Origin of the sequence: Amycolatopsis sp. NPDC052450, assembly GCF_044547565.1 — a bacterium.
In the GTDB taxonomy this organism is placed as follows: domain Bacteria; phylum Actinomycetota; class Actinomycetes; order Mycobacteriales; family Pseudonocardiaceae; genus Amycolatopsis.
In genome coordinates, this window is record NZ_JBIUAQ010000007.1 from 85,022 (window position 1) to 111,005 (window position 25,984).

32 protein-coding genes and 1 tRNA gene are annotated in these 25,984 nt (G+C 68.8%); 18 read left to right on the plus strand and 15 right to left on the minus strand.

Going from position 1 to position 25,984, the window contains the following annotated elements; all coding sequences use genetic code 11:
• The first annotated feature begins 55 nt into the window (after positions 1-55).
• Both ACIHAO_RS14385 and ACIHAO_RS14390 read left to right on the plus strand, forming a co-directional pair.
• Positions 56-1,129: an ImmA/IrrE family metallo-endopeptidase gene (locus tag ACIHAO_RS14385; protein WP_396557857.1), complete on the plus strand. Its 1,074-nt coding sequence runs from the start codon at positions 56-58 to the stop codon at positions 1,127-1,129.
• Positions 1,126-1,674, plus strand: coding sequence for a hypothetical protein (locus ACIHAO_RS14390; protein ID WP_396557859.1), 549 nt, complete (start codon positions 1,126-1,128; stop codon positions 1,672-1,674). The genes ACIHAO_RS14385 and ACIHAO_RS14390 overlap by 4 nt, the downstream gene beginning before the upstream one ends.
• Before the next feature lie 13 nt (positions 1,675-1,687).
• Here ACIHAO_RS14390 and ACIHAO_RS14395 read toward each other — a convergent pair.
• Positions 1,688-1,760, minus strand: a tRNA-Arg gene (locus tag ACIHAO_RS14395).
• 371 nt (positions 1,761-2,131) lie between these two features.
• Here ACIHAO_RS14395 and ACIHAO_RS14400 point away from each other — a divergent pair.
• The 5 genes from ACIHAO_RS14400 to lspA all read left to right on the plus strand — a co-directional run bounded on the left by ACIHAO_RS14400 (position 2,132) and on the right by lspA (position 6,139).
• Positions 2,132-2,785, plus strand: coding sequence for a response regulator transcription factor (locus tag ACIHAO_RS14400; RefSeq protein WP_034305786.1), 654 nt, complete (start codon positions 2,132-2,134; stop codon positions 2,783-2,785).
• The gene (locus tag ACIHAO_RS14405) at positions 2,785-3,399 is read left to right on the plus strand and encodes a trimeric intracellular cation channel family protein (protein ID WP_125782335.1); all 615 of its coding nucleotides are present in this window, start codon (positions 2,785-2,787) and stop codon (positions 3,397-3,399) included. Before ACIHAO_RS14400 ends, ACIHAO_RS14405 begins: the two co-directional genes overlap by 1 nt.
• Before the next feature lie 85 nt (positions 3,400-3,484).
• A complete protein-coding gene (locus ACIHAO_RS14410) occupies positions 3,485-4,177 on the plus strand; it encodes a response regulator transcription factor (protein WP_020631674.1) in 693 nt (230 codons plus the stop codon).
• The gene (locus tag ACIHAO_RS14415) at positions 4,174-5,598 is read left to right on the plus strand and encodes a HAMP domain-containing sensor histidine kinase (RefSeq protein ID WP_199748810.1); all 1,425 of its coding nucleotides are present in this window, start codon (positions 4,174-4,176) and stop codon (positions 5,596-5,598) included. The genes ACIHAO_RS14410 and ACIHAO_RS14415 overlap by 4 nt, the downstream gene beginning before the upstream one ends.
• A gap of 22 nt (positions 5,599-5,620) precedes the next feature.
• Positions 5,621-6,139, plus strand: a complete 519-nt coding sequence (lspA, locus tag ACIHAO_RS14420) for a signal peptidase II (RefSeq protein WP_396557862.1) — start codon at positions 5,621-5,623, stop codon at positions 6,137-6,139.
• Here the strand turns inward: lspA and ACIHAO_RS14425 are convergent.
• Positions 6,117-6,500, minus strand: coding sequence for a VOC family protein (locus ACIHAO_RS14425; RefSeq protein WP_396557864.1), 384 nt, complete (start codon positions 6,498-6,500; stop codon positions 6,117-6,119). The genes lspA and ACIHAO_RS14425 overlap by 23 nt on opposite strands.
• Positions 6,501-6,591: 91 nt before the next feature.
• On the opposite strand from ACIHAO_RS14425, the gene ACIHAO_RS14430 reads away from it, so the two are divergent.
• Together ACIHAO_RS14430 and ACIHAO_RS14435 are read left to right on the plus strand one after the other, a co-directional pair.
• The gene (locus ACIHAO_RS14430) at positions 6,592-7,392 is read left to right on the plus strand and encodes a DeoR/GlpR family DNA-binding transcription regulator (RefSeq protein ID WP_396557866.1); all 801 of its coding nucleotides are present in this window, start codon (positions 6,592-6,594) and stop codon (positions 7,390-7,392) included.
• 117 nt (positions 7,393-7,509) lie between these two features.
• Positions 7,510-8,928, plus strand: a complete 1,419-nt coding sequence (locus tag ACIHAO_RS14435) for a trypsin-like peptidase domain-containing protein (RefSeq protein WP_396557868.1) — start codon at positions 7,510-7,512, stop codon at positions 8,926-8,928.
• A gap of 250 nt (positions 8,929-9,178) precedes the next feature.
• On the opposite strand, the gene ACIHAO_RS14440 is transcribed toward ACIHAO_RS14435, so the two are convergent.
• From ACIHAO_RS14440 to ACIHAO_RS14460, 5 genes are read right to left on the minus strand one after another with little or no spacing between them, the layout of a single operon-like run.
• Entirely contained in the window at positions 9,179-9,592 is a 414-nt protein-coding gene (locus ACIHAO_RS14440; RefSeq protein WP_396557870.1) for a hypothetical protein, read from the minus strand.
• Positions 9,589-10,656 carry a molybdopterin-dependent oxidoreductase gene (locus ACIHAO_RS14445; RefSeq protein WP_396557872.1) on the minus strand — a complete coding sequence of 356 codons (1,068 nt, stop codon included), beginning with the start codon at positions 10,654-10,656 and terminating at the stop codon, positions 9,589-9,591. The genes ACIHAO_RS14440 and ACIHAO_RS14445 overlap by 4 nt, the downstream gene beginning before the upstream one ends.
• Positions 10,653-11,261 carry a methyltransferase domain-containing protein gene (locus ACIHAO_RS14450; protein WP_396557874.1) on the minus strand — a complete coding sequence of 203 codons (609 nt, stop codon included), beginning with the start codon at positions 11,259-11,261 and terminating at the stop codon, positions 10,653-10,655. Before ACIHAO_RS14450 ends, ACIHAO_RS14445 begins: the two co-directional genes overlap by 4 nt.
• On the minus strand, positions 11,258-11,902 hold the full coding sequence (locus ACIHAO_RS14455) for a DUF2064 domain-containing protein (protein ID WP_396557875.1): 645 nt from the start codon (positions 11,900-11,902) through the stop codon (positions 11,258-11,260). The genes ACIHAO_RS14450 and ACIHAO_RS14455 overlap by 4 nt, the downstream gene beginning before the upstream one ends.
• Positions 11,899-12,555, minus strand: a complete 657-nt coding sequence (locus ACIHAO_RS14460; protein WP_396557877.1) for a glycosyltransferase family 2 protein — start codon at positions 12,553-12,555, stop codon at positions 11,899-11,901. The genes ACIHAO_RS14455 and ACIHAO_RS14460 overlap by 4 nt, the downstream gene beginning before the upstream one ends.
• Before the next feature lie 131 nt (positions 12,556-12,686).
• Between ACIHAO_RS14460 and ACIHAO_RS14465 the strand changes: the two genes are divergently transcribed.
• From ACIHAO_RS14465 to ACIHAO_RS14480, 4 genes are read left to right on the plus strand one after another with little or no spacing between them, the layout of a single operon-like run.
• A complete protein-coding gene (locus ACIHAO_RS14465; RefSeq protein ID WP_396558253.1) occupies positions 12,687-14,039 on the plus strand; it encodes a hypothetical protein in 1,353 nt (450 codons plus the stop codon).
• 10 nt (positions 14,040-14,049) lie between these two features.
• Complete coding sequence (locus ACIHAO_RS14470; protein ID WP_125782353.1) at positions 14,050-14,748, plus strand: response regulator transcription factor; 699 nt, start codon at positions 14,050-14,052, stop codon at positions 14,746-14,748.
• Complete coding sequence (locus ACIHAO_RS14475; RefSeq protein ID WP_396557879.1) at positions 14,745-15,794, plus strand: sensor histidine kinase; 1,050 nt, start codon at positions 14,745-14,747, stop codon at positions 15,792-15,794. The genes ACIHAO_RS14470 and ACIHAO_RS14475 overlap by 4 nt, the downstream gene beginning before the upstream one ends.
• Before the next feature lie 54 nt (positions 15,795-15,848).
• Positions 15,849-17,015 carry a serine hydrolase domain-containing protein gene (locus tag ACIHAO_RS14480; protein ID WP_396557881.1) on the plus strand — a complete coding sequence of 389 codons (1,167 nt, stop codon included), beginning with the start codon at positions 15,849-15,851 and terminating at the stop codon, positions 17,013-17,015.
• Between the two features lie 2 nt (positions 17,016-17,017).
• Here ACIHAO_RS14480 and ACIHAO_RS14485 read toward each other — a convergent pair whose 3' ends face one another.
• Positions 17,018-17,821, minus strand: a complete 804-nt coding sequence (locus ACIHAO_RS14485) for an MBL fold metallo-hydrolase (RefSeq protein ID WP_396557883.1) — start codon at positions 17,819-17,821, stop codon at positions 17,018-17,020.
• Positions 17,822-17,891: 70 nt separating this feature from the next.
• Positions 17,892-18,953, minus strand: a complete 1,062-nt coding sequence (locus ACIHAO_RS14490; RefSeq protein ID WP_396557885.1) for an NAD-dependent epimerase/dehydratase family protein — start codon at positions 18,951-18,953, stop codon at positions 17,892-17,894.
• A 128-nt stretch (positions 18,954-19,081) separates the two neighbouring features.
• Here ACIHAO_RS14490 and ACIHAO_RS14495 point away from each other — a divergent pair, with 128 nt between their 5' ends.
• Entirely contained in the window at positions 19,082-19,582 is a 501-nt protein-coding gene (locus ACIHAO_RS14495; RefSeq protein ID WP_005155592.1) for a molybdenum cofactor biosynthesis protein B, read from the plus strand.
• Here ACIHAO_RS14495 and ACIHAO_RS14500 read toward each other — a convergent pair.
• Positions 19,579-19,857 (minus strand): hypothetical protein, encoded by a 279-nt coding sequence (locus tag ACIHAO_RS14500; protein ID WP_396557887.1) that lies wholly within the window; start codon positions 19,855-19,857, stop codon positions 19,579-19,581. The two genes, ACIHAO_RS14495 and ACIHAO_RS14500, sit on opposite strands and share 4 nt — an antisense overlap.
• A gap of 55 nt (positions 19,858-19,912) precedes the next feature.
• Here ACIHAO_RS14500 and ACIHAO_RS14505 point away from each other — a divergent pair, with 55 nt between their 5' ends.
• A complete protein-coding gene (locus tag ACIHAO_RS14505; RefSeq protein ID WP_396557889.1) occupies positions 19,913-20,101 on the plus strand; it encodes a hypothetical protein in 189 nt (62 codons plus the stop codon).
• A 6-nt stretch (positions 20,102-20,107) separates the two neighbouring features.
• Here the strand turns inward: ACIHAO_RS14505 and mscL are convergent, their stop codons facing one another.
• The 3 genes from mscL to ACIHAO_RS14520 form a co-directional block, all read right to left on the minus strand.
• Positions 20,108-20,512 (minus strand): large-conductance mechanosensitive channel protein MscL, encoded by a 405-nt coding sequence (gene mscL / locus ACIHAO_RS14510; RefSeq protein ID WP_219148200.1) that lies wholly within the window; start codon positions 20,510-20,512, stop codon positions 20,108-20,110.
• 93 nt (positions 20,513-20,605) lie between these two features.
• Complete coding sequence (locus tag ACIHAO_RS14515; RefSeq protein ID WP_396557891.1) at positions 20,606-21,247, minus strand: SAF domain-containing protein; 642 nt, start codon at positions 21,245-21,247, stop codon at positions 20,606-20,608.
• Between the two features lie 115 nt (positions 21,248-21,362).
• Complete coding sequence (locus ACIHAO_RS14520; RefSeq protein ID WP_396557893.1) at positions 21,363-21,674, minus strand: FmdB family zinc ribbon protein; 312 nt, start codon at positions 21,672-21,674, stop codon at positions 21,363-21,365.
• Between the two features lie 157 nt (positions 21,675-21,831).
• Between ACIHAO_RS14520 and ACIHAO_RS14525 the strand changes: the two genes are divergently transcribed.
• The 3 genes from ACIHAO_RS14525 to ACIHAO_RS14535 all read left to right on the plus strand — a co-directional run bounded on the left by ACIHAO_RS14525 (position 21,832) and on the right by ACIHAO_RS14535 (position 24,238).
• Positions 21,832-23,064: a sensor histidine kinase gene (locus tag ACIHAO_RS14525; protein WP_396557895.1), complete on the plus strand. Its 1,233-nt coding sequence runs from the start codon at positions 21,832-21,834 to the stop codon at positions 23,062-23,064.
• Positions 23,061-23,705, plus strand: a complete 645-nt coding sequence (locus ACIHAO_RS14530; RefSeq protein WP_396557897.1) for a response regulator — start codon at positions 23,061-23,063, stop codon at positions 23,703-23,705. Before ACIHAO_RS14525 ends, ACIHAO_RS14530 begins: the two co-directional genes overlap by 4 nt.
• An 80-nt stretch (positions 23,706-23,785) precedes the next feature.
• Positions 23,786-24,238 carry a DUF6463 family protein gene (locus ACIHAO_RS14535; RefSeq protein ID WP_396557899.1) on the plus strand — a complete coding sequence of 151 codons (453 nt, stop codon included), beginning with the start codon at positions 23,786-23,788 and terminating at the stop codon, positions 24,236-24,238.
• On the opposite strand, the gene ACIHAO_RS14540 is transcribed toward ACIHAO_RS14535, so the two are convergent.
• A complete protein-coding gene (locus ACIHAO_RS14540) occupies positions 24,213-25,247 on the minus strand; it encodes a response regulator transcription factor (RefSeq protein ID WP_396557901.1) in 1,035 nt (344 codons plus the stop codon). The two genes, ACIHAO_RS14535 and ACIHAO_RS14540, sit on opposite strands and share 26 nt — an antisense overlap.
• 63 nt (positions 25,248-25,310) lie before the next feature.
• On the minus strand, positions 25,311-25,778 hold the full coding sequence (locus tag ACIHAO_RS14545; RefSeq protein ID WP_396557903.1) for an RICIN domain-containing protein: 468 nt from the start codon (positions 25,776-25,778) through the stop codon (positions 25,311-25,313).
• Positions 25,779-25,984: the final 206 nt, after the last annotated feature.

The window sequence follows — 25,984 nt, forward strand, 5'->3', positions numbered from 1 at the left end:
GCAAGCCGCGGGCTAGTGTTGCCGTGTGTCGAGTGTTCCTGAACGTGTGTTGAGCTTGATCGAGACGTCCGGACTAAGTCGGCGGGAGTTCGGACTGCAGATCGGTCTCGACGAATCGAAGATGTCCAAGTCACTGAGCGGCGCCCGCCGGTTCTCGTCGGTAGACCTTGCCCGGGTCGCGGACCTGTGTCACGTCACGGTGGATTGGCTGATCACTGGGGAAGAACAGCCACTCGCCACGGCCGCCAGGACCACTAGTGGCAATGCGGGCTCCGCCCTCGATGCGGCTAGACGGTTCAGCAGACTGCGTCGAGACATGGCCTCTCTCGGCTATCACCAGTCGTGGCAGTCGAAAGCCCTGAATCTCGGACGTGGCGGGTACGTCGAGCAAGGGCGGTCGCTGGCGCAAGATGCTCTCGTGCGCGTCGCCGAGGCTGGTCACTCGATCGACGGGAGCAACCTGATCATCCTTGTGGAGCGAGTCTTCGGCATCGACGTGGCCGTCGTCGACCTTGGTGCGGGCTTCGACGGTCTGGCAGCATCGTCCCCGGATGTCAAGTTGATCGTGCTGGCCACCACTCAGGTGCCAGCCAGGCAACGATTCACTCTCGCCCACGAACTGGGTCACCTGCTCGCTGGCGATGACCAGGACGTGCACCTTGACCGGGACGTCTTCGACCGGGCTCAGGCGAAGGACCCCAGTGAAATGCGCGCCAATGCGTTTGCTTCCGCCTTCCTTATGCCGGAGGACAGGCTTCGTGCCGCCGTCGGCTCGACCGGACTTACTGAGCGCGAATTCGCGGAGTTGGCTTGCGATCTGGTCGTGACTCCTTCGGCGCTCGCCTATCGCTTGTTTCACCTACGTCTAGTCGATGCGGGAACCTGCGATCGTTACAAGACGCTCACGGGAGCGAGGGCGGCGAGTATGGTCGGCCGAGGCGAGGACTTCGCCCGCCTGGTCACCGAAGCGGGCATGCCGCGTCCACCCGGTCTCCTTGTACGAGATACCTATGCCGCATACGAATCAGGGGCGGCAACACTTCGTCCCTACGCGAACCTGCTTGGAGCGGATGTCGACGAGCTCAGGCGTGCACTGGAGTCCGAACACGGAATTCACGATGCCCTATGACCGAGTTCCTGTTCCCGGACAACACGGTCCTGTGCAATTTCGCCGCGGTGGATCGGCTCGATCTGCTGAAGTCGGTGCTCGACGGGCGTGGCAGGTGGACGGAGGCTGTCGCGTATGAGTCGACCAGGTCTGCGCGTTTCCTACCGGCCTTGGGGAAGCTTGCGCGCGACCCTTGGCTGGGTGACGTGATCGAGGTCAACGACGAGTCCGAGATCCAGGAGGTCGATGCTATCCGGCGGGCCGTCTTCGGTGGCACCGACGACAAACCACTGAAGCATCTTGGCGAGGCGCAAGCGTGCTTTGTGATTGCCAAGTGGCCAGAGTTCGCCGGATCTTGGTGGATCTCGGACGACCGTGAGGCCTTGCGCTACGCGCGCTTTCGGGGAATCACAACCAGGGAAACCATTGACCTCGTCCGCATGGCGGTCGGAATCGGTGACATCGCGTCGGAGGAAGCCTTCGACCTGTTGTACAAGATGGCCGATTTGGGTCGGCACCTTCGCCTGCCGAGTTCGGCCGCAGAGCTGACCCAGGCGAGCAGCTGATCTTCCACGTGAGTGCCCCCGGCAGGATTCGAACCTGCGACACCCGCTTTAGGAGAGCGGTGCTCTATCCCCTGAGCTACGAGGGCATGTACTGCCACGCGCAGCCTACCGTGTAGCCACGCGAACGAGCACGGGAGGGCGTCGTCACATCGGAGGGCGCCGAGCGGCCGGCGAGGTGAACACTGCGAAACCCCCGAATGGCGGTTGCCCACAAGTCAGCGAGGGAGCATGTGGCCGGACCGCGCCACTGGCCGCCTAGTGACACTCGACCTGCGGATCCGCCCAGGACCAGCCACACTCTGCACCAGCAAACCAGGGTCTGAATCGACGCCTAGATCGACACAGATGACCCGCGAGGGTCACTCGTACGTGTCTGGTTTCGAAACCCTGAACAACAGTAGGTAATCTTCGTTAACGGGACGCGAGACGCCGCTCCCCCGGCTGCCGGAGGGCTTCGTTGATCAAGCTCATGTTCGCCGACGACGAGGAACTGGTCCGTTCGGGCCTGCGTGCCATGATGTCGGGCGCTGCCGACATCGAGATCGTGGGCGAGGCGAGCGACGGGAGATCAGCGGTCGAGGTCGCCCGGCGGTACCACCCTGACGTCGCGTTGCTCGACATCAAGATGCGGGCGCCTGACGACGGCATTCGCGCGCTGAGGGCCATTCTCGCCCTGCCGGATCCGCCGACCGTGGCCATGTTGACCACGTTCGACATCGACGACTACGTCAGTCTCGCGCTCAGGCTCGGGGCCAACGGCTTCCTCCTCAAGGACATCGACCCGGCCGCGCTTCTCAGGGCGGTGAGAGACCTCGCGCGCGGTGGCGCGGTGCTCGACCCTGGAGTCGCGGCGCGCATGGTCCAGTCGCATCGGGACGAGCAGCGGGCGGCGCAGCCGGCGCGCAAGCTGCTCGCGTCGCTGTCCGATCGGGAGCGTGAGGTCGTCGGGTTGATCGGGCAGGGGCTGTCCAACGCGGAGATCGGCGGACGCCTTCACCTGTCCGAGGCCACGGTCAAGGGTTACGTCTCGGCCGTCCTGTCCAAGATCGGTGCGGCGAACCGGGTGCAGGCCGCGCTGCTGGCCTACCGCGGTGGCCTGCTCGACCAGTAATGATCCTCACCGCGCTCGAGTTCCTCGGCTTGATCGCGTTCGCGGCTTCGGGGGCCCTCGCGGCGGTCCGGTCCAGGTTGGACGTCTTCGGGGTGGTCGTCGTCGGGCTCACGACCGCGCTCGGCGGCGGGATCATCCGTGACGTCCTGCTCGGGATCACGCCGCCCACGAGCCTGCGGACCTGGCCGTATCTCGCGGTCTGCGGTGGGACGGCGCTGGTCGTGTTCGTCTTCCATCCGCAGATCGCGAAGTTGCGGCGCGCCGTGCTGCTGGCCGACGCGCTCGGGCTCGGCGTGTTCGCGACGGCGGGGACCACTATCGCGTTGAACGCGGGGGCGACCCCCTACGCGGCGTGCCTGATCGGGATGACGACGGGTATCGGTGGCGGCGCGGTGCGTGATCTCCTCCTCCGGGAAATCCCGCTCGTGCTGCGGAAGGAGATCTACGCGGTCGCCGCGCTCGCGGGGGCCGTGCTGGTCGTGCTCGGTCACGCTCTGCGACTGCCGCCGGGGCCGGTGACCGCCGTAGCAGCCGCGGCGGTGGTGGGGGTCCGGATGCTCGCTTTGTGGCGCAGATGGAACGCACCCGTTGCGAAAGGGCCCGAGACCGGCTGAAACGTCTTTTGGACTGCCGGATTTCCTTTGTTTGTTCTGTGTGTGTTCTTAGGCGAGTCTCAGCACTCTGCGTAAGACTGTCGCCATGCGCATCCTCGTAGTGGACGACGACAGGGCCGTCCGTGAATCACTCAGGCGATCCCTTGAGTTCAACGGCTACCAGGTGGAACTGGCCGGGGACGGCGCGCAGGCCCTGGAAGCGATCATCGCCAACAGACCCGACGCGATGGTCCTCGACGTGATGATGCCGCGGCTCGACGGCCTGGAGGTCGCCCGACGCCTGCGAAGCACCGGTGACGACCTGCCCATTCTCGTGCTGACGGCGCGGGACACCGTTTCCGACCGGGTGTCCGGTCTCGACGCCGGCGCCGACGATTACCTGCCGAAGCCCTTCGCGCTCGAAGAGCTTCTCGCTCGCCTTCGCGCGCTTCTGCGCCGGGCCATCCCGGATCCGCAGGCCGGACAGAACGCCGAGATCCTCTCGTTCGCGGACCTCACCTTGGACCCGGGGACGCGCGAGGTTCGCCGGGCGGGCCGGGAGATCAGTCTCACCAGGACCGAATTCGCGTTGCTGGAGCTGTTCCTCTCGTACCCGAAGCACGTTCTGACCCGCAGCCGGATCCTGGAGGAAGTGTGGGGATACGACTTCCCGACGTCGGGCAACGCGCTGGAGGTCTACGTCGGTTATTTGCGCCGAAAGACCGAGGCTGGGAACGAACCGAGGCTGATCCACACGGTCCGGGGGGTGGGCTACGTGCTGAGGGAAACCCCGCCGTGACGGACGCGGTCCCGGTCGTCGACGTATCCGAAAAGGATCCGCGCGGCGACCGCTGGAGCACGCGGCGCTTCTCGCTCCGCGGCCGGGTGACGCTGCTCGCGGCCGCCTCGGTCGCGGGCGCGGTGGCCTTGGTGTCCCTCGGCGCGTATCTCGTCGTGAAGGACAACCTCTATCAGCAGGTGGACGACAATCTGCTCGCCCGCGCGCAGGCCGCGGTCGACTCACCGCAGGTGCAGACCGAGCTGCAGCAGGTGCCCGGCGCCTTCCTGGCCAGCGCGGATCTGCAGATCGGCCAGCTGACGGTCGGGGAGAAGATCCGGCTGACGTTCCCGCAGTCCGGCAGTCGCCCGCCTTATGGTCATGACGAGATCGCGGTCGCCACCGGGGAGTCGCCGTTCTCGCTGCGCACCGACCCGAAGACCGACAGCCGCGTCGTCGCACTCCCGCAGGGGGCGGGGCAGGCGATGGTGCTCGCTCAGTCGCTCGGCCCGACCAAGCGCACCCTGAACGAGCTTTCGGTGGTCCTGTTCCTGATCGGCGGCGCCGGGATCCTGGTCGCCGCGGCCGCGGGGACGGCCGTCGCGAGAGCCGGTTTGCGGCCGGTCGACCGGCTGACGTCGGCGGCGGAACGTGTCGCCACCACGGGTGACCTGCGGCCGATCCCGGTCAGCGGCGACGACGAACTCGCCCGCCTCACCCAGAGTTTCAACACGATGCTGGGCACGGTCGCCGAATCGCAGGAACGGCAGCGGCAGCTCGTCGCGGACGCCGGGCACGAACTCCGGACCCCGCTGACGTCGCTCCGCACGAACCTGGAGCTGCTGCTTTCGGCGAGCAGGCCGGGGGCGCGGACGCTGTCCGACGAGGACCGCAGTGACATCGAGGCCGACATCCGCGGTCAGCTCGACGAGCTGACCCAGCTGATCGGCGACCTCGTCGAACTCGCGCGCCAGGACGAGCCGCGGATCGAGCACGAACGGGTCGAGATGGTCGACGTCGTCGAGCGCGCGCTGGACAGGGCGCGCCGTCGCGCCGGCGAGATCGAGTTCGACGTCTCGCTCCAGCCGTGGGTGCTGACCGGCGACACCAGCGCGCTGGAACGCGCGGTGCTGAACCTGCTGGACAACGCGGTGAAGTTCTCGCCGGAGGGTTCGACGGTCGGGGTCCGGCTGTATCCGGTCGGCGACGGCACCGCGGTGCTGGAGGTCGAGGACGCGGGGCCGGGAATCGCCGACGAGGACCTGCCCAAGGTGTTCGACCGCTTCTACCGTTCGTCGGAGGCGCGGACGCTGCCCGGTTCGGGGCTCGGCCTGGCGATCGTCCAGCACGCGGCGCAGCGGCACGGCGGCGACGTCTACGCGGGACGAGCTCCCGCGGGCGGCGCGCTGATGACCCTGCGGCTCCCGGGAGCCCCTGCCTGACAGGTGATTACTCTGACGGGTGATGAGCACCGAGAACGAGCCTGAGCTGCCGCCCCGTCGTCTGCTGTGGACACTGCTGGTGGCCGCGGTGCTGCTGGTGGCCGACCAGTTGACCAAATGGTGGGCGGTCGACGCCCTCACCGACCACGCGCCGATCCCGGTGATCGGCGACTTCATCCGGTTCCGGCTGCTCTACAACCCGGGCGCGGCGTTCTCGCTGGGCGCCGGGTCGACGTGGATCTTCGCGATCCTCGCCGCGGCCGCGGTGGTCGCGCTGCTGTGGATCTCGCGCAAGGTCCGTTCGGCGGGCTGGGCGATTTCGCTCGGGCTGCTGCTCGGCGGTGCGACGACGCATCTGGGAGACCGCCTGTTCCGCGAGCCCGGTTTCGCACGCGGTCACGTCGTGGACTTCATCGACTACAACGGCTGGTTCGTCGGGAACGTCGCCGACATCGCACTGTTCTTCGGTGCCGTCTCGCTTTTCGTGCTGAGTTTCCGCGGCGTCCCGATCGACGGCGTCAAGGAGACGGCGGCGGAGTAACGAGGCAGAACTCGTTCCCTTCCGGATCCGCGAGCACGACGAGCCCGTCTTCGGGACTCGCGAGTACGCGCGCGCCCAAGGAAACGAGGCGTTTTACGTTGTCTCCGGTCAGGTCCAGGTGCACGCGGTTCTTGACCGCCTTCGATTCCGGGACCCGGTTGAAGAAGAGTCGCGGACCCGACGCTGCTTCGACCAACACCGAAGGGTCGTCTTCGGGGCCGGAGAACCCGAGAGAACGAAGGCGCTCAAGCTCTTCTTCGTCATAGGGTGCGACTTCGTAGCCGTCGAGCACGGACGCCCAGAAGCGCGCCAGCGAAGCCGGGTGATGACAGTCGAAGACGACGTCGCGAAGCCTGGCCATGGCCTCATGGTGGCAGGCTTATCCGCTCGTCGCGGCATGTTTGATCGTGTAGGATTTTGTGTAGTCATCCAGTGTAGTTATCGGAGGCTTCGTGCTCGCGCGGCAGCGACAGGCGGTGATCCTCGACGAGGCGCGCCGGACCGGGGCGGTCCGGGTCAGCGATCTCGTCGCGAGGCTCGGCGTTTCGGATATGACGGTGCGCCGCGACCTCGACGTGCTCGCGGGCCGGGGGCTGGTCGAGAAGGTCTATGGCGGCGCCACCGCCGTCGTGGGCAAGAGCACCGACGAACCCGGTTTCGAAGCCAAATCCGTGCGCCAGCGCGCGCAGAAGGAGGCCATCGCCGCCCTCGCCGCCGGACTGGTCCGGCCGGGCACCGCGATCGGCATCTCCGCGGGCACCACCACGTGGACGCTGGCCAGGGCACTCGACCAGGTCGCCGGCCTGACGATCGTCACGAACTCCATCCAGGTCGCCGACGTGCTGCGCGGCGCGAACCAGCCCGATCGCACGGTGGTCCTCACCGGCGGCGTCCGCACCCCGTCCGACGCGCTGGTCGGGCCGGTCGCCGTGCAGAGCCTGCGATCGCTGCACCTGGACATCGTCTTCCTCGGTGTGCACGGGATGGCCGACGGCCCCGGGTTCACCACGCCGAACCTCACCGAATCCGAGACCGACCGCGCGCTCGTCGAAGCGGGCCGCAAACTGGTCGTGCTCGCCGACAACACCAAATGGGGCATCGTCGGCATCTCCACCATCGCCGGGCTCGAAGAGGCCGACGTCGTCGTCTCGGACGACGGTTTGCCCGACAGCGCAAGGGAAACGCTCACCGAGCAGGCGGGTGAGCTGATGATCGCCGAAACGGCGGAGACGGCCGAGGCCGAAGAAGCGTGAAGCCGGCGGCCGGGAAACGCCGACAGACTGCGCGCCACCCGCTGACAGGGCCATACTCATGTGCGATGCACAGCTTTGGCTCAGGAACTTCTCAGGACCATCCCGCAAGGTGAAGACATGACCGAGAACGACCCCAGCGGCCACGACGCCGGCAAGGCGCGGCCCGCCGGCGCTCAGCCGGACGCGGAGCAGAGCGCGAGCTGGGCGGCGCAGCCCGCCCCGCAGCAGACTGACGCGACCGGACTCGGCGGCCACGCCACTCCGCACACCGGAGCACAGCAGGCCTACACCCCGGAACAGCAGTACAACCCGTGGTCGCCCCACACCCAGGCGCAGCAGGAGCACCAGACGCAGGGCCAGTACACCCAGGGCCACCAGGTGCCGGGTCACCAGACGCCGTACACCCAGCCGGGTCCGTCGGTGTACGCGGTGCCGCAGCAGCGCCAGGCCTCGAAGTCCACTTCGGGCAAGCTGCTCGCCGGTGTCGCGGCGATCGCGCTGGTCGTCGGCGGGGTCGCGGGCGGCACGGTCGGCTATCTGACCGGTGACGCGTCCGGCGGCTCGTCCGTGAACGCGCTCGACGCGCCGAAGCCCGCCCAGCAGACGGGCAATCTGCCCGCCGGTTCGGTCGAGGCGGTGGCGCAGAAGCTGTCGCCGAGCGTCGTCGAGCTCCAGGTGTCCGGGCGATCGGGTGCGGGCGAGGGCTCCGGCTTCGTGCTCAGCACCGACGGCTACGTGCTGACCAACAACCACGTCGTCGAGGTCGCCGCCGGTGGCGGGCAGATCCAGGCGGTGTTCCAGGACGGCAAGAAGGGCACGGCGACCGTCGTCGGCCGCGACCCCACGACGGACATCGCCGTGGTGAAGGTCAGCGGCGTCAGCGGGCTGACCCCGGTGGAGCTCGGCCGGTCCGACGACCTGCGGGTCGGGCAACCGGTGGTGGCCATCGGGTCGCCGTTCGAACTGACGGGCACGGTCACGTCGGGCATCGTCAGCGCGCTGAACCGGCCGGTGAGCGCCGGTGGCGGCGGCGACCAGACCACGGTGATGTCGGCGGTGCAGACCGACGCGGCGATCAACCCGGGTAACTCCGGCGGCCCGCTCGCGAACATGGCAGGCCAGGTCATCGGCATCAACTCGGCGATCTACAGCCCGAAGTCCGCGCAGGGCCAGGGCGGCGAGAGCGGCGGCAACGTCGGCATCGGGTTCGCGATCCCGATCGACCAGGCACGCCGCACCGCCGACGACATCATCAACACCGGCCAGGCGAAGCAGACCTTCATCGGCGCACGAGTGCAGACCGCGCCGACCGGAGGCGCGCAGCTCGGTGAGATCACGGCGGGCAGCCCCGCGGAGAAGGCGGGCCTCAAATCCGGTGACGTCGTGACGAAGCTGGACGACCGGACGATCCCCAACGCGGACGCGCTCGTCGCCGAGATCCGCACCAGGGCGCCGAACGACAAGGTCAAGTTCACCCTCGCCGACGGCAAGGTGATCGAGGTGACCCTCGGCGGCCAGCCGGTCACGCCGAACTAGCACTCCCCAACGCTCGGCCGCAGTGCGCGGCCGAGACCAAACCCCGGCTCGAACCCCCAGCGGGCCGGAACCAGAGGCCACGCGCGACCGGCTGCCAATCCCGGTCGCGCGTGGCCCCTTTTATTGAGGGGTAAGTCAAAGTTGGGAGGTTGCGAAAGCCACTTTCGCGACGCCTGGGGTCGCGAAAGTGGCTTTCGCGGCACGGTCGCCCCACGGCCCGCGAGTGAATCCCCGCGATTTGCGTTACCCCTCAATGACGCGCTTTTCGGCGGAGGAACACAGTCACGAGCACGCCGAGCCAGACGGCCGCGAGGCTGACAAGCAGGCCGGTGACGGTGTCCGCGTCGTGCAGGCCGGGGTTCGCGGCTCCGCCGAAAGGCCGCCACAGCAACGGAAACGCGACCAGCGTCAGCACCCCCGTGAGTACCGCGCCAGTCTTCACCGGAGTCTGTGAGCGTTCCGGGAGGAACCTGCTCAGCACGAATCCCACGGCACCGACCAGCGGCGCGAGCAGCACGTCGTGCACCAGGGGACCGCCGACGAGCCAGCCGAGCGTCCCGAAAACGTCCGGGCGCAGCGGGAAGGCGTATTCGGAGAACAGCACCGCGCCCCACGCGAGCGCGCCGAGGCCGGGCAGGAACAGCAGCAGCCGCAACGTCTTCACAGCGTCTCCAACCGGTTGACCCATTTCGTCTGCAGGACGCCGGGCCGGTTCGGGGCGATGATCCGGCACGGGAAGCCGTGATCGGCGTCGAGGATTTCGCCGTTGAGTTCCAGCGCCAGCAGGGTGAGCTCGTCCGCGGTGTGCTCGCCGGGGAGTTCGCTGATCCCGTACGGGCCGGCCTTCTCCAGTGAGAACACGCGGACCGGCGTGCCCGGTGTGCTTCCGGCGTGCCGCAGCAACTCCGGCAGCGAGACGCCGTTCCACCGCGCGGACTCGCTCCAGCCTTCGACGCAGGCGATCGGCAGCTCGGCCGAAGTCCTCGGCAGCGCGCGGAGTTCTTCCAGCGAATAGGTCTTCGTGCCGTTCGGGGTCACCACTGAAAGCCGCCAGGCCGGGTCGTTCGCCTTGTCCAGTACGCCCGCCGCCGCGGCTGTCCGGTTCACCGGCAGCCCCTGCGGTCCCTTGCCGCTCCGCCAGGACAGGCCGGAAACGTTACGCAGCAACGGAACCGTCGCTCCGGCCGTCGAGACGACGGCGACGCCCGTGGCCAGCCAGGTCGTGCGGAGGAAGGCGCGGCGTGAAGGTTCGGGTGGCTTGGTGACCGAGCGGCGGACGATCGGCAGTTTCACCGCGATGTGCACCAGGATCGAGCCGATCGCCACCCACGCGACCGCGTAGTGCAGCTGCGGGAAATAGAAGGTCCACGGATAGTTCTGGGCGACGTTGAACAGGCCGGTGACGAGTTCGAAGAAGGCGGCCGCGGACAGCACCAGGATCGACAGGCGTTCAAGCGCGTGCGGCAGCGAACGGAGCACCGGACGCTCTAACAGTTTCGGGTAGACGCTCCAGAGTTTGGCCAGCAGCAAGGGAATCGACGCGATCCCGGAGAGCACGTGGGTGCCCTGCGTGACCCGGTACAGCCAGACCGGGCGGCTCGGCCAGCCGAACCACGACGGCGGATGCTGGATGAGATGGCTGATCAGGCCGGTGACGAAGCACAGGGTGAACGTGACGGCGAGCGCGAGGCCGATGCGGGCCGTCACGCGTTCCGAAGATGTGTTCATGCTTTCTCCAGGCAGGCGAACCAGCGGTGGCCGTGGCTGGTGGACCACGCGACGCGGAACGCGGTGCGGGCGGCGAGGTCCGCGATCGCCTCGACACCGACCCACGCCCAGGTGAACCAGGCGCCGTTTTCGGGGCGCAGCCGGACCCGGTCCTGGCGGAGCCCGCGGCCCGGCGGGTCGAGTTCGACGAGTACCGTCCCGCCGTCGCCGATCAGTTCCGCCATCCGCGTGAGGAGGCGGTGCGGATCGCCGCCGATGCCGATGTTCCCGTCGGCGAGCAGGACATGCCGCCAGCGCCCTTCACCGGGGAGCCGGTCGAAGACGTCCCGATGGAGCGCGGCGGCGCCCCTGGCGTGGGTGAGCCGGACGGCGGTGGCCGAAATGTCGACGCCGAGCGACGCGACACCGCGTTCGGACAGTGCGGCGGTGAGCCTGCCGGGGCCACAGCCGACGTCAAGGGTCGGACCGTCACAGGCACCGAGGAGGACGTCGTCGCCTTCGCAGGGGATGGCGGTCCAGCGGTCCACCGGCAGGTCGACGCGTTCGCCGGTCGCCAGCTCCAGCCAGCAGCGGTGGCCGAGCAGGCCGCGATCGAAGGCGGTCACCGGACTTCGGCCACCGCTCGGGCGAACCGGCCGCGGGGTGCCGTCACCGCGACCCGGCGCGCGTCCGCCATCGTGTCCACATCGGACAGTGTGGGCAGGCTTCCGGGTCGCAGCCCGATGTCGGCCAGCGCGCGCACGGTCTGGAGGCCGGTGTCGTCGCGCGACATCGGGACCCCGGCGAGCGCCTTGGCGTGCAAGGGATCCTTGAGCCCCAGCGCCCACCAGCCGCCGTCCTCGGCCGGTCCGAGGACGGAATCTTCGGGCCGGTTCGCGGCTTCCGCCAGGAGCGCCGGGGTGACCTGCGGGGTGTCCATCCCGATCTGCAGCACCGGCTCGCCGGGACGGGGTGCGTCGGCGTGGGCGTTGACGAGCCGCATGTCGAAACCTTCCCCGCGTTGAGGGATCACCTCCGTTTTCCGGAGTACTGCGGCGATCTCCGTGCCACGGGCGGCCCTGCCGAGTTCGCCTGTCATGGCGACGACCACTCGCGCCTTCGGGGTCAGCAGGGCGGCTTCGAGGGTGTCGAGCAGCGAGGCGGCCGCGATCTCGGCGGCCTGTTCCGGTGTCGCGGGCGGGCACAGCCGTGTCTTCGCGAAACCGGGTACTGGCGCCTTGGCGACGATCAACAGGCAGAAGGTCATCGGCTCAGCACCCGCCCGAAATCCCGGGCCGCCCGCAGGGTTCCCCGCAGTGAGCCGGAGACCTTCGACTTCGTGCCCTTCGCGCGTTCGCCGTAGGACACGTCGAACTCGGCGACCCGCCAGCCCGCGCGGCTCGCCTTGATCAGCAGTTCGAGCGGGTAACCGAAGGCGCGATCGGTGACGTCGAGATCGAGCAGCGCCTGCCGCCGGACGGCACGCAGCGGCGCGATGTCGCGGACCGGCAATCCCTTGTACCGCAGGAGGGACGAGATCAGCGCGTTGCCGGCTCTCGCATGCCACGGCCAGACGCCGGGGCCGGTCGGCACGCGCCGCCCGACCGCCAGTTCGGCGTCGGCGAGGCCGCCGACCAGCATCGGCAGTTCGGCGAGGTCGAGGGAACCGTCGGCGTCGGCGAAACAGACGACGTCCGCCGTGGCCGCCTCCAGCCCCGTGTGCACCGCGGCGCCGTAGCCGCGCCGGGGTTCGTGGACGACCTTCGCCCCGAGCCCGGCCGCGATTTCGGCGGAACCGTCGCCGGAACCGTTGTCGACCACGATCGCGCGGTAATGTGCCGGCAGGGCCGCCAGCACCCCGGGAAGGGCACCGGCCTCGTCGAGACAGGGGAGCACGACATCAACCTGGTCATCGTTCACGCACAGCACGTTAAGTCCGGGATGGACGGACCAGAACCCTTGCGCTGCTTACCGAATCATGACGTCGGCGAAGTTCTTACCGAGTTCTGACGGTGTTCGCCCGTAAACCGCCGGAGGCCGAAAACGCGGTTATGGTGCCGGTGATGTCCACAGTCACCGCCCCTTCCCGCACCGGCCGCCGGGCCGATCTGATCGCCGTCGGGCTGGCGATGCTCGTGGTCGCCGCCGCGATCGCGGTCGGCCTCCACTACAACCGCCCCGGTTCCGGGGTGGTGATCTACGCCTTCGCGCCGCCGCTGTTCGGGTTGTGGCTGCCGCATGTGGGGCCGGGTTCGGTCGCGGCCGTCGTGCTCGCGCTCCTGGTCGTCACCAAAGGTCCCTTGCTCGCCGCGCGGCTGCGCTGGCGTCCGCTGCTCGCGCTCGGCTACGTGACCGCGCTGCTGTGGACGTTCTCGCTGGCGATGGTCGACGGCTGGACGCGCGGGTTCACCGGCAGGCTCACCACGGAACACGAGTACCTGCACGAGGTTCCCGGGATCACCGACATCCCGGAAATGCTGAACGAGTTCTCCTCGCGCATCCTGGACTTCCAGCCGGATTCGTGGACGACGCACGTCTCCGGACATCCACCGGGCGCGACGCTGGTCTTCGTCTGGCTCGACCGGCTGGGCCTGCACGGCGGGGCCTGGGCGTCGACGCTGGTCGTGCTGATCGGCTGCCTGGCCGTGGTCGCGGTGCCGGTGACGCTCTCCGCGCTGGGCAGGCAGGACGCCGCGAGGACGGTCCTGCCGTTCGCCGTCCTGACCCCGGGCGCGATCTGGATCGGCGTGTCCGCCGACGGTCTCTTCGCGGGTGTCACCGCGACCGGCATCGCGTTGCTGGCGCTCGCCACCCGGCGGCGGACCCTCGCGCTTCCCGGCGGTCTGCTGCTCGGGTTCGGCCTCTTTCTCTCCTATGGTCTCGTGCTGCTGGGCGTGATCGTGCTCGCCGTCGTCGTGCTGACCCGCCAGTGGCGGATCCTGCTGCTCGCCACGGCAGGCGTGGCCGTGGTCGTCGTGGCGTTCGCGCTGGCCGGATTCTGGTGGCTCGACGGCTATCACCTGGTGGTCGAGCGCTACTACCAGGGGATCGCGACACTGCGCCCGTACTCCTACTGGGTGTGGGCGGACATCGCGGCCGTGCTGATCGCGATCGGCCCGGCGGTGATCGCCGGGACACGGCGGGCGGGCGCGGAGTTCCTCGCCGGGCCGAAACGGTCGTTCCGCGAGCCGGTCACCCTGATCGTGCTGGCCGCGGTGCTGACGATCGCTTTCGCCGATCTGTCCGGCCTGTCGAAGGCGGAGGTCGAACGCATCTGGCTACCGTTCGAGGTGTGGCTGCTGCCTGCGGCGGCGTTGCTGCCGCCGAAGGGACGGCGGTGGTGGCTCGCCGCGTCGGCGGCGACGGCGCTGGTGGTGAACCATCTGGTGCTGACGAGCTGGTGAGGTGGGCTGCATGACAGAGCAAGGACGGGTGCTCGTGGTCGACGACGACGAGACCGTGCGGGACGTCGTCCGGCGGTACCTGGAGGTCGCGGGCTTCGACGTCGACGTCGCCGGTGACGGCACCGAGGGGTTGCGGCTGTTCTCCGCGACCGGGCCCGATCTCGTGGTCCTCGACGTCATGATGCCCGGCCTCAACGGACTCGAGGTGTGCCGCCGCCTGCGGCAGGTGAGCCAGGTGCCCGTCGTGATGCTGACGGCGCTCGGCGAGGAGGAGAACCGCATCGCCGGACTCCAGCTCGGCGCCGACGACTACGTCACGAAACCGTTCAGCCCCAAGGAACTCGCGTTGCGCGTGGCATCGGTCCTGCGGCGGGCACGGATGCCGAGGCCCGAACCGGCGGCACGCGTGATCACCGACGGCGACCTCGCGTTGCAGATGAGCGCCCGGCAGGCAGCCATCGGTGGCGTGGAACTTCCTTTGACGAGCCGGGAATTCGACCTGCTCGCGTTCTTCCTCACCCATCCCGGTGTGGCGTTCTCCCGCGCCGATCTCCTGGAGAAGGTCTGGGGCTGGGACTTCGGCGATCAGTCCACAGTGACCGTCCACGTGAGACGGTTGCGCGAGAAGATCGAGAAGAATCCCGCGAAACCCGTCCGTGTCGCCACCGTCTGGGGCGTCGGCTACCGGTACGACCCGGTGCGGCGATGATCGGCTCCGGTGAGTCGTTCGGCGAGATGCTGGCGCACGCCTGGCACATCCTGCCGTTCGCGCTGATGTTCGCGGTGCCGGTGGTGCTGCTCGGCGTTTTGGCGCTGTACCTGCTCAGACGCGGTTCGCTGGCCAGCACGATGACGATCCTCGTGCTGATCCCGGTACTCGCGACGCTGATCGCGGTACTCGGGATCAGCGGGTTCATGTTCACCCCCGCGCTGACCACGATGACGCTGGTCTGCCTGCTGGTCGCGCTGGTGACCGTGCCCGCGGCGCTCGTGCTCGGCCGTGCGATCGCGCGCCGCAGCGTCTGGGAACGGGAAGCGCGGGAACGCGAGCGCGCGGCCGAGGCGTCGCGGCGCGAACTGGTCGCGTGGATCAGCCACGATCTCCGGAGCCCGCTGGCCGGGATCCAGGCGATGGCCGAGGCGGTCGCGGACGGTGTCGTCGCCGAACCGGTCGAGATCACCGGCTACGCGCGGCGGATCAGCGGCGAGACCACGCGGCTGTCCGGCATGGTCGGCGACCTGTTCGAACTGTCGCGGATCACCGCGGGCGCGCTGCGGCTGACCATGGCCGCCGTGCCGCTGCGCGACGTCGTCAGCGACGCCGTCGCCGCGCAGGCACCGCTCGCCGAGCAGAAACGCGTGCGGATGCTCGAATACGCCGACGTGTGGCCGGTCGTCTCCGGCAGCGACCCGGAACTGGCGCGGATCGTGCGCAACCTGGTGTCCAACGCCGTGCGGCACACCCCGCCGGACGGAACGGTCGCGGTCCAGATCGGCATCGAAGGCGGCGAGGCGCTGCTGGCGGTCTCCGACGGTTGCGGCGGAATCCCCGACGACGAGATCGGCCGGGTCTTCGACGTCGCGTTCCGCGGGACGGCGGCGCGCACCCCCGAACGCGGCGGGCTGGCGAGCGGCGGCGGACTCGGGCTGGCGATCGCGAAGGGGCTCGTCGAAGCCCATCGCGGCCGCATCGGCGTCCGGAACCACGGTCCCGGCTGCCGGTTCGAAGTCCGGCTGCCGCTGTCCACGCCCTGACCGTGTCAGCGGCGTGTCACCGCGGTGTCAGCGCGGACGGCGATCGTTGCCGCCATGACGACATCAGCGAGCACATTCTTCCGGCGGGCGGGGATCACCGCGGTGGCGGCCGCGCTACTGGCCGGGGTCATGCCCGGCGTGGCCACCGCGGACAGCGGACGGGAACGGCCGGATCTGCGGGCGATGGTCCAGGAGATCGCGGCGTCCGGTTTCGCCGGGGCGCAGCTACGGGTGCACGACGCGCGAGGTGACTGGACCGGCAGCGCGGGGGTGCGCGAACTGGGCTCGGCCGCCAAGCCGCCGACGAACGGGCGGTTCCGGATCGGCAGCAACACCAAGACCTTCGTGTCCACCGTCGTCCTGCAGTTGGTGGGGGAGGGCAAGGTGGGCCTGGACGCGCCGGTGGCCGGCTACCTGCCCGAGTTCGGCCTCGACCGGCGGATCACGGTCCGGATGCTGTTGCAGCACACCAGCGGTCTGGTGGACTACACCGGCGCGATCCGGCCGGACGGCTCCGTCGTACCGGGAATCCCCTTGATGGGCAAGGAATTCCTGGACAACCGCTACCACACGTACCGGCCGGAGGAGCTGGTGCGGTTCGGGCTGTCCAAGACGCCGCTGTTCGAGCCGGGAACGGACTGGACCTACACGAACATCAACTACGTCCTGGCCGGACTGGTGATCGAGAAGGTCGCCGGCCGCCCCTACGGCGACGAGCTCCAGCGTCGGATCCTGCGGCCGCTCGGGCTGCGGGACACCGTCGTACCGGGCACGTGGCCGGGGATCCCCGGGCCACACGCGCACGGCTACTACCGCTACGAGGAGAAGCCCGGGCAGTGGAAGACGGTCGACATCACGAACCAGAACCCCTCGTGGGCGTCCAGCGCCGGTGAACTGATCTCGACCACCAAGGACCTCCACACGTTCTTTTCCGCGCTGCTGGGCGGAAAGCTGCTGCCCGCCCCGCTGCTGGCCGAAATGCGCAAACCGCACCCCAAGGGCGGCTACGGTCTCGGGCTGTACGTCCAGGAGGCGAGCTGCGGCACCGTCCTCAAGGGTATGGGCGGTTTCCACGGCTACGGGACGCTGATGGCCAGCACCCCGGATGGCAGCAGGACCTACGAGGTGTCCATGACATACGGGGACTCCGAGGCCGACCTGGGGCAGGCCTACTTCAAGGCGGATCAGCTGCTCACCGACAAGGTGCTCTGCGGCAAGTAGCTTCAGAGCCGCAGGAACCCCATATCCGGGAAGTGGGCCGGCGCGATGATCGCGCCGGTCTCTCCCGCTTCGGCGAGGAACCGCTGCCGGGTGCGGAGCGCGAGATCCGGGTCGATGTCGCCGAGGAAGCTCACCCGCGTGTCCGTCAGCTGGGCGGGCGTGTGCAGGACGTCACCGAGCAACAGCAGGCGCTCGTCGTCCGCGGTGATGTCGAGGACGTAGTGGCCGGGCGTGTGACCGGGGGCGTGCCGCGCCACGATCCCGGGCGCGATCTCGACGTCATCGCCGCTGATCGCCTCGGTCAGCCCCGCGGCGCGAGCGGTCTCCATGCCGACACGGCTCCATTCGGCCGTCCCGGCGGGCGCGATGAGGGCGTCCCAGTCCAGTTGCCCGAAGACGACCTGAGCACCAGGGAAGGTCAGGTCGCCTTCTGGGGCGATCCAGCCGATGTGGTCATTGTGCAGGTGGGTGAGGAAGACGGTGTCGATCTCGTCGATGGGGCAGCCCGCCTTGTCCAGCGCGGCCGCGAGGTCGCCGCCCGTGCCCATCGGCGGGGTGGGGTCGCCCTTGGCGGGCGTCATCCCCGGCGGGAAGGCGAATTCGCGCGGGCCGAGGCCGGTGTCGACGAGGATCGTGCGGCCGTTGCCGCGGATCAGGTACGCGCCGGTGGGGACGTGCACGGTGCCGTCCTCGTCGAAGACGTCCGGGTGGGCTTCGGGGTCGAGACCCGGGAAGAACGCGAGCGGCAGCCTGATCAGGCCGTCCCCGAGCGCTTCGATCTCGATGTCTCCGACGGTGATGCCCACCAAAACCCCCAAAAAGTCGATTCCGTTGCCGGGAACGACAACTCGGCGGGGGCCCGGTCTGTTCCCGGTTTCAGAGACCGGCCGGTTCCCGCAGCTCAGCGGTGGCGAAACCGGCGATGCCTTCGGCGAAACCGGTTCGCGCGGTGAAGCCGAGCAGCCGTTCGGCGCGGGCGGGATCGGCGACGACGTGCCGGACGTCGGCGGGACGGGCGCCGCCGGCGACCTTCGGGGCCGGTCCGTCGCAGGCCTTCGCGAGTTCTTCGGCGAGTTCGCCGACGGAGTGCGGTTGCCCGGAACAGATGTTCAGCGGCGTCAGGTCACCTTCGGGGCCGTCGGTGTGTAGCGCCAGGACGTTCGCCCTGGCCACGTCGTGGACGTGCACGAAGTCGCGCTGCTGCGCGCCGTCCTCCAGCACGATCGGCGCTTCGCCGCGTAAGAGCGAGGACCGGAACAGCGACGCGACACCCGCGTACGGGGTGTTCTGCGGCATCCGGGGCCCGTAGACGTTGTGATAGCGCATCGCCCAGACCGTCCCGCCGGTCTGCCGGGCCCACGCCGCCGCCAGATGTTCCTGCGCGAGCTTGGTGGCCGCGTAGGTGCTTCGCGGCCGAAGCGGCGCGTCCTCAGGGACGAGCCGCCACTCGAGTTCCGCGCCGCACGTCACGCACGTCGGCTCGAAGCGTCCGGCGTCCACATCGGACTGTTTCCGCGGCGACGGCGGGACGATCCCGTGGTTCAGGCATTCGTAGCGGCCCTCGCCGTAGACGACCATCGACGAGGCGAGCACCAGTTTCCGGACTCCGGCGCGGTGCATCCCGGCCAGCAGCACGGCTGTCCCGTAGTCGTTGTTCAGCGCGTACGACGGCGCGTCGGACGGATCGACGCCGTGCCCGACGACGGCCGCCTGATGGCAGACCGCGTCGACGCCGTCCAGCAGCTCCGCCACCAGCTCCGTGTCGGTGACGTCGCCACGCAGGAACCGGTGGCGGCCGGTATACGCGGGCGGACGCGACGAACCGTGCGCGGTGCGCAGGAGGGTGTCGAGGACGACGACCTCGTGACCTTGATCGGACAGCAGATCGGCGATGTGGGAGCCGATGAACCCGGCCCCGCCGGTTACCAGTGTTCGCACCTTCCCGACGCTAGGGGCGATCCGCGACGACGACGCCGGATCCCCGGCTCACGTCAGGGAATCGTCACAACTCGTGGCCCGCGGCACCACGGGAGCGAAGATCAGCCGAAACCGGATACGGTGTGCCTATGGAACGGAGCGCACAACGGCTGGGCCGCGCACTGGTGGTCATCGTGGACGACAGGGTCGCCCACGGCGAACACGAGGACAACACGGGACCGCTGGTCACAGAGCTGCTCGAAGAGGCCGGATTCATCGTCGACGGTGTCGTGGTGGTCGAGGCCGAGACGGCCGCGATCCGCAACGCGCTCAACACCGCCGTGATCGGCGGCGCCGACCTGGTGATCACCGTCGGCGGCACCGGGGTCTCCCCGCGCGACCGCACGCCGGACGCGACGGCCGGTGTGCTCGACCGCCCGATCCCGGGCATCGGTGAGGCACTGCGCGCCTCCGGTCTCGCCGCCGGCGCGGTGGACGCGGGTATCTCCCGCGGGCTCGTCGGCGTCTCCGGCAGCACGCTGGTGGTCAACCTGGCTGGTTCACGCGCGGCCGTCCGCGACGGTATGGCGACGCTCTCGTCGCTGGTGCCGTACGTGATCGACGAGCTGTCCGGTCTCGAAGAGGCCTAGTTCTTGGCGGCGGGTCCGGGCTCTGTCCCGGGCTCGCCCTTTTTGTCCTGATGCAACACCCCTTCCACCTTCTCGGTGACGTGGCCGATCTTGTCCTCGAACCGGCCGCCGGTGACCTTGTTGGCCCCGGCCGACGCCGCCGAGACACCCTTGGCCGCGACGTCACCGGCCTTCTCGGCCAGCGGCCCGGCCTTCTCGCGGACTTCGCCCGCGACCTCTTCCGCTTTGTGGATGGCCTGCGCGGCCAGCCCCTTCGCTTTGTCGACAATGCTCATGCGCTGATGGTCCCACCGGGCGGCGTACCCCGCGACCGGTGCGAAAATGGAGGTCATGCCAGGTGAAGACGAAGACAAGCGCCCCGCCGCGGCGGCCTCTCGCGCGGAGAAACGGCGCCGGGTCGACGAGATCTTCGGCGACGTCCTGCCGGACACGACCTCCGACGAGCGAGAGCCGGGGCAGCGTTCCCCGGACTCCGACTCGTGGTTCCTGGAGAACCGGCCGCCTCATCACGACCGGTGATCCGGATCAGCTCGCGCGGTTCTGCTGCGCGCGCAGCAGGTCGCGGATCTCGGTGAGCAGTTCGACGTCGGTCGGCTCCGCCGGGCCCGCCTCTTCACCGCGCTTGCGCCGCTCCTGGACGTGCTTGACCGGCAGCACGATCACGAAGTAGACGACGGCCGCGACCAGCACGAAGTTGATCGCCGCGTTGATCACGCCGCCGAAGTCGAGGAACGTGGCGTCGTTCTCGGCGAGGATGTTGAATCCCAGCCCCTTGGCGGCGTCCGATCCGCCGATGGTGTTGATCAGCGGTTTGACCAGGCCGTTCGTGAAGGCCGTGACGATCGCTGTGAACGCGGCGCCGATGACCACCGCGACCGCGAGGTCGACGACGTTCCCGCGCATCAGGAAGTCCTTGAAGCCCTTGATCAAGACGCTCTCCTCTTCACCTGGGACGGTTCGCCGACCGTCCCTTCTCCATACCGGGGGGACGCAGGCGCCCGCCTCCACAGGGCAGGGCGCGAGCTAGCGGAGGGTAACCGCTATGGACCGTTCCAGCGAAGTGGCCGCGACCCGTGTCGCGATCGCGGCGGGCAGGGAAAGCAGCACCAAAGGTCCCTTGCTCCCGGCACCGGCGGTCTTCGGCTCGCGGTCGCCCTGCTCGCCGACCGCCGCCACGACAGCCATGCTGGCCAGCACAGACGCCTCTCGCCCGGCGTCGGCGGCCGCGACGACGTCGACCCGCTGACCCGGCCTGAGCAGTTCCGCGACCCCGGCGTCGGCGAGCCTCACCGGGACCGTGGAACTCTCGGGATCACCCGATCCGGGGATGGCCGCGTCCACCAGGCGGACGTCCGTCAGCGGCTCGCCTGCCCGAGCCGCACCGATGAGCATCCGCCCCTCCGCCGAGTCAGACCGGTCAAGGGCGCCCTGCGGACGGACGTCGTCGGGGAGGTCGACGAGCTTGAAATCCCCCGCGCGCAGCACCGTCCCGGCCGGGAGGTCACGCGCGGAGACGACGGTCGCGGTGCCGGGCGCGCCACGGGCGGAGGCTGGCAGAAACAGCGTGACCACGCCACTGAGCAGCAGGGACAGGGCTAGCCAGCGGCGGAGCAGCCGCGCGGGCCTGCCGTGGAGTCTTCGCAGGACGGGCAGAGTGTGGAGCACGGGATTCCCCCTCGTCGATCGGTGATGATCTCGACGCTAGGGGCGGTCCGGTGCCCTGGAAAGAACGAAAACCCCCGGCTGTGGATAACCGGGGGCCTGTGGACAACTCGGGACGTCAGGAAGCGGCGGCGGCCGTTTTCGTCGTACCCGTGGAGGAGGATGCCGCGCTCTTGGTCTCCGACTTCGACTCGGTCTTCGACTCCGACTTGGTCTCGGTCTTGGCCGGGGCCGTGGTCGTGTTGGCCTTCGAGTCGCGTGAATCGTTGCGGTAGAAACCGCTGCCCTTGAAGACCACACCGACCGAGCTGAAGACCTTGCGAAGCGGGCCCGAGCACTGCGGGCATTCGGTCAAGCTCGCGTCGGAGAACGACTGCACGGCCTCGAAAGCGTGGTCGCATTCCTTGCAGGCGTATTGGTAGGTGGGCACTGCTGCTCCTTCGTGCATTGGCACTCAGCCGACAAGAGTGCTAACACAACACGGTACCGGGGCATTCCGGCGCAGGTCAAACAAGGTTTCCCAACGTCACATCCTCGCCTGGTCAGCGATCTGTACCGCGTCGGGAACGGTGTCTACGATCGTGGCCGTGACGTGGACCGACCGCGTGGACCGGTGGACGCGGACACACCCGACCGTTTTGGACGTCCTTCTCACCGTGGCCATCGCGGCACTGCTGGGGCCTCCTTCGCTCGACATCCTCCTGGTGGCCGGCTCCCCGGCCTGGGTGTCGTGGGTGGCGGGCCTCTGCGGGTTCACGGTGCTCGCCACCGTCGCGTTGCGGAGGATCGCCACCCAAGCCGCGTTCCTCTCCGCCGGACTCGCGATGGCGGTGCTCGTCGCGTTGCCGAACACGGTGGTCCGGCCCGCGCCGCTGGGGCTGGCGAGTGCGAGCGACAGCATGGAGATCCCGCTGTTCTTTCTCCCGGCGTCGGCGGCGTACCTGGTGCTTCTGTACGCCGTCGCCGCGCGACGGCCGCTGCGCGAAAGCCTGCTCGCCCTCGGGATCAGTGTGCTCGGAGCGTTGCTGTGCACGGCTCGGACGGCGACGGCCTACGGCGCGCTCCCCACGGGGTGGCTCACCCTGCTGTTGGCCGTTCTCGCCCTGGTCGCGGCGGTGGCGGGCACCTGGGCCGTTGGCCGTTTCCGGTTCGACAGGCGGCGGCGCCTCGCCGGCGAGGCCGCGGAAACCGCCGAGCGTGCCGCGGCAGACGAGCGTCAGCGCATCGCTCGCGACATGCACGACATCGTCGCCCATTCCCTGGCGGTCATCGTGCGCCAGGCCGAAGGCGGCTCCGCCATCGCCGCCAAGTCGCCGGACCGCGCGGCACAGGCGCTTTCCGTCATCGCCGGGACCGCCCGCGAGGCACTGGCCGACATGCGGAACACGTTGCGGGTGTTGCGGGAGACCGAATCGCGGTCCTCGCTCGCCGGAATCCCGGCCTTGGTGGAGCGTGTCCGCGCGACAGGCGTCGATGTCCGGCTCACCGAACAGGGTCGGCCCGGCGTGCTGACGGCGAGCGCGGCCATGGCGGCGTTCCGGCTCGTCCAGGAAGGCTTGACCAACAGCGTCAAACACGCGGGCCCGCACACGGTTGTCACGGTCTCGATCACGCACACCCCGCACGCGTCGGTGTTCGTCGTGGAGGACGACGGAGCCGGTGCCGGCGAGCGGCCGTCACTTCCCGGCACGGGCGCCGGCCTGGATGGTGTCCGGGAACGCGTGCGAGCCGCGGGCGGTACGTTCGAGGCCGGTCCCGTCGACGGCGGTTTCAGGGTGCGCGCGGAGTTCCGCGTCGGCGAACAAGGAGCTTCGAGATGACGATCGACGTCGCGCTGGTCGACGACCAGGAACTGGTCCGGACCGGCCTGGCCATGGTCGTCGACGCGACCGACGACATCCGGATCGTCGTCCAGGCCGCCGATGGGGTGGAGGCGGTCGCGAAGCTCGCCGAAACACGGGTCGACGTCGTGCTGATGGACGTCCAGATGCCGCGCATGGACGGGGTCGAGGCCACCGGAGTGGTCGCTGCCCGCGAGAACGCGCCCAAAGTGATCCTGCTGACGACGTTCGACCTCGACGAGTACGCCATCGCGGGCCTGCGCGCCGGCGCGAGCGGTTTCCTGCTCAAGGACGCGTCGGCCGACGAAGTGCTGCATGCGATCCGCGCCGTCCATGCCGGCGATGCCGTGATCGCGCGCTCCACGACCCGTCGCATGCTGGACCAGCTCGCGGTCGCACGTGAGACTTCTCCGTTGCTGAACCGGCTCACCGGGCGCGAACGGGACGTGTTGCTGGAGATCGCGCAGGGATACTCCAACGCCGAGGCCGCGAAGCGGCTCTTCCTCTCCGAAGCCACGGTGAAAACGCACGTCGGCCACGTCCTCGCGAAGCTCGGGGTCCGTGACCGGGTGCAGGCGGTGATCTTCGCGTACGAGAACGGACTCGTGCGTCCGGGCTGAGCCGATCTCATCATTTCGGTGGAGGTGCCGGCGACCTCAGGCCGAGGATTCCCGTCGAGCAGGCGAGCAGCCTGATGCGCATGACGACAATCGACACAGCCGCCGAAACGACCACCACCCGCGTACGGTGGCGCGACCCTGCCACCTGGGGCGGGATCCTCGCCCTGGGCGGTGGCCTCTTCCATACCGTGGTCGCCGCTACGATGCGCCAGGAAGTCTGGGCGCGGATCTTCGACGAAGGATTTTTCAACACGGTCACGCTGGACCCGTCGCCCGCTCGGCTCCCCATGGCGGAGGCGTTCTGGCTCAGCCCGGGGAGTTTCGGAGTGCCGTTGCTTCTGCTGGGCGCTCTCGTCATCCGGCTGACGAGGCGCGGCGAACGCGTGCCCGCCTGGCTGGGCTGTGGCGTGGTCGCCTGGGCGGTCCTGCTCGGACTGCTGGGTGGTTTCGACGCCGGAACGATCGCCCTGCTGCTCATCGGCACTCTGTTCCTGGCCGGCGCCTGGTTCAAGAAGGAACCCGCGTGTGCGTGAGGGTGGCGGTGAGTTCCTCTCGGCTGGTCACACCGATCTTGCGGTAGATCGCTTTCAGGTGGTCGTTCACGGTATAGGTCGAGAGGTCCAGGTGGCGGGCGATGTGTTTGGCGGGCAGCCCTTCCAAGAGCCTCTCGATGACGGCGGTTTCGCGGGGCGTGATGCCGTACCAGGCGGAAATCGCGGAGAGCAGGTCGGCACCGGCGGTTTGGACGGTGATCGCCACATCGCTCGTCGACGTGCTGTCGATGGCCTGCCCGCTCAGCACCAGCCAGCCGAACGACGCCGGGATCCGGCTGACCGCCTGACCGCCCGGCCGGCGTGCGAAGAGCGTGATGTTCAGCAGGGTATTGGGCAGTTCGTCGTCGGTGATCGCGAGGTCGTGCAGCAGATCGGCCAGCATCTCCTTCGCCGCGGGGGTCATCGCCTTCACCGTGTTGTCGCCGCCGATGATGACCACGCCGGGTTGCGCCGCCGGAAGGGCGCCACGCGGCGGTTTGGCCGAGACGAACGTCCGGAGCGCGACGCCCAGTGGTTCGGCCAGATGGGACGCGAGTTCGGCCTCGACGCCGGAAAACGGTCTGGAGCCTCTTTCTCTGAGCAGGATCAGGCCGCCTCGCGTGCTGCCCCGATGGGTCAGGGTGAGGCACAGTTGGCTCCCGAATCCCTCCGACGCCATCGTGTCGTGCAGGTGCGTGCTGAACCGCTCGTCGGTGAGGCCGGAACCCAGCACGTGGATCCGGCGGCGGAACATGGTGAACAGCGGGTCGCCGGGGCCTGCGTGCGACAGGTCGATTTCGAGCCGATGGCGGGTTCGCGGAGTGAAGAAATGCTGTCGGGCGATCAGGCAGCTCGCACCGGTGACGGGATCGAAGCCGAGAAGCAGATATCCGTCGTGCGGTACGAGCCGCCCGATCCGTGCCGACAACACGTTACCCAGTTCGGGCATCGAAGTGGAGTTCGCCGCTCCCCAGGACAGGCCCTTGATGACCGATTCCATCGAGCTCATCGCCCGATTATGCACCGCATCGGGATCGGCGCGGAACGAATTGACCGATGGGCCCGATGGTCGCTAGAACTCCCAGTGCTGGCTCTTCTCGCGATTGCAGTTCCAGCTGACCAGGAGCTGGCCGTTCTCGGGTCGGCCCCCGAGGATGTCGAGACATTTTTCGGTGGCCCGATTGCGGATTTCGTCACCGACCTGATACCACCTCTGGTGCGGCCCGCCGTTGCAGTCCCACATGCTCACGGAGCCCTGATCGCCCGGATGTCCGTTGTAGATCTCCAGGCACTTGCCGTTCATGTCCGAACGGATCTGCTCGCCATCCCACTTCCACCGCTGGTTCGCTTTCCCGGTGCAGTCCCACGTCACGACGGAGGCGCCGTTCTCCAGGTGATACATGAAGATGTCGGCGCATTTGCCGTTCAGCGCGGACTTCAGCTCGGGCTCCGCGGCCGAGGCGGGCGAGCCCGTCAGCGCGCCGCCGCCGAGTAGGCCGATGGTCGCCAGCAGGGTCGCGATCCGAGTCGATTTTCTCATTTTATCCCCTTTGCGAATTCCTCTGGAAGGAGTGTTTCGGACAAGTTGATTTTCGTCGGGACGATGACCTGACGGGTATCCCGAGAATTCGGGGGAGCGCTTGTTCGCGGGAATTCTCGACCGCGGGAAATCAAGCCCTTTCGGGCGAACTTTGAGGAGCCATCGACGAACACCGGTGAAGTTCCTAAGCTCGTGGGCGGCAAGCC